This is a genomic window from Inquilinus sp. (genome assembly GCF_057815775.1).
In genome coordinates, this window is record NZ_JBYRFX010000253.1 from 1 (window position 1) to 2,056 (window position 2,056).

The following is a 2,056-nucleotide window of genomic DNA, read 5'->3' on the forward strand; positions in this document are numbered from 1 at the left end:
GGAGATGCTGTACCCGACCAGCTATCTGAAGTCGAAGGGGCTGGGCAAGGCCTGCGCCCTGGTCACCGACGGCCGCTTCTCCGGCGGCACCTCGGGCCTGTCGATCGGCCATGCCTCGCCGGAAGCGGCCGAGGGCGGCACTATCGCCCTGGCCCAGGAAGGCGACCGGGTCGAGATCGACATCCCCGGCCGGCGGATCGAGCTGATGGTGTCGGATGAGGAGCTGGCGCATCGCCGCGCCGCGATGAAGGCCCGTGCCGATGGCGGCTGGAAGCCGGAGGCGCCGCGCCCGCGCAAGGTCTCGGCCGCGCTGCAGGCCTATGCCGCCCTGACCACCAGCGCCGCCCGCGGCGCCGTCCGCGACGTCAGCCAGCTGCGGCCGCGTTCGGTGTAAAACGCGGAGAAACGCCCCCTCCACCTGTCATTGCCGGGCTTGACCCGGCAATCCAGAGGATGTCGACAGTCTCTGGATGCCCGGATCAAGTCCGGGCATGACAGATGTGGAGTGAAGGGCTTCGGAGCCTCGCCGGATTCCACCAACGAAAAAGGGCCCCTTGCGGGGCCCTTTCCGTTTCAGCAGGTCTCGGATCGGATCAGGCGTGGCCGGCAGCGGCGCGGGTAACCGCCGACAGCTTGGCCTTGGCCAGCTTCAGCGCGCGTTCGGCCACGGCGGTCTCGCCCGGGGTCTTGGCGTCGGCGACGTCTTCCTCGGCGTCGCGCACCTCTTGCTCGACCTTGCCGCGGTCGAGCGAGGCCACCGGCACGACCTGTTCGGCCAGGACGGTGCAGCGCTCCGGCGTCACTTCGGCAAAGCCGCCGGTGACGAAGAGCCGCTCGGAGATGGCGCTGCGCTGCTCATAGACGTCGATCACGCCCGGCTGGACGGTCGACAGCATCGACATATGCCCCTTCAGCACGCCGAAATAGCCGTCGCCACCGGGGACGACCACCATTTCGACCTGCTGGGCCACGAGCAGCTTCTCGGGCGAGACCAGTTCGAAGGCGAATTTCTCGGCCATGGATGTCCCCGGCTACGGTGCTGCTGGCGTCAGGCGGCTTCGGCGAGCTTCTTCGCCTTGGCGATGGCGTCGTCGATGGTGCCGACCATGTAGAAGGCCGCTTCCGGCAGGTGATCGTAGTCGCCGTTCACGATGCCCTTGAAGCCGCGCACGGTATCCTCGACCGACACCAGCACGCCCGGGGTGCCGGTGAACACCTCGGCGACGTGGAAGGGCTGGCTGAAGAAGCGCTGGATCTTGCGGGCGCGGGCCACGGTCAGGCGCTGCTCTTCGGTCAGCTCGTCCATGCCCAGGATGGCGATGATGTCCTGCAGCGCCCGGTATTCCTGCAGCGTGCGCTGCACGGCGCGGGCCACCTCGTAATGCTCCTGGCCGACGACGCGCGGGTCGAGGATGCGCGAGGTCGAGTCGAGCGGGTCCACCGCCGGGTAGATGCCGAGCTCGGAGATCGCTCGGCTGAGCACGGTCGTCGCATCGAGATGCGCGAACGAGGTCGCCGGCGCCGGGTCGGTCAGATCGTCGGCGGGCACGTAGATGGCCTGCACCGAGGTGATCGAACCCTTGTTGGTCGAGGTGATGCGCTCCTGCAGCGCGCCCATGTCGGTCGACAGCGTCGGCTGATAGCCCACCGCCGACGGGATGCGGCCGAGCAGCGCCGACACTTCGGCACCCGCCTGGGTGAAGCGGAAGATGTTGTCGACGAAGAACAGCACGTCCTGGCCTTCGACGTCGCGGAAGTACTCCGCCACGGTCAGGCCCGACAGGCCGACGCGGGCGCGGGCGCCCGGCGGCTCGTTCATCTGGCCGTAGACCAGCGCGACCTTCGAGCCCTCTTCCCCGAGCTTGATGACGCCGGAGTCGATCATCTCGTGATAGAGGTCGTTGCCCTCGCGGGTCCGCTCGCCCACGCCGGCGAAGACCGACACGCCGCCATGCGCCTTGGCGATGTTGTTGATCAGCTCCTGGATGGTCACCGTCTTGCCGACGCCGGCGCCGCCGAACAGGCCGATCTTGCCGCCCTTGGCGTAGGGGCTGAT

General features: G+C 68.4%; 2 protein-coding genes and 1 pseudogene. 1 reads left to right on the forward strand and 2 read right to left on the reverse strand.

Annotated elements, in window-relative coordinates; translation table 11 throughout:
* Positions 1 to 394: pseudogene (locus tag AC3XYG_RS09025) on the forward strand (dihydroxy-acid dehydratase); the annotation flags it as partial.
* A 199-nt stretch (positions 395 to 593) separates the two neighbouring features.
* Here AC3XYG_RS09025 and AC3XYG_RS09030 read toward each other — a convergent pair.
* Positions 594 to 1,019, reverse strand: a complete 426-nt coding sequence (locus AC3XYG_RS09030) for a F0F1 ATP synthase subunit epsilon (protein WP_489139486.1) — start codon at positions 1,017 to 1,019, stop codon at positions 594 to 596.
* A 29-nt stretch (positions 1,020 to 1,048) separates the two neighbouring features.
* The coding region (atpD, locus tag AC3XYG_RS09035) for a F0F1 ATP synthase subunit beta (RefSeq protein ID WP_489139487.1) at positions 1,049 to 2,056 on the reverse strand (1,008 nt) is incomplete at its 5' end.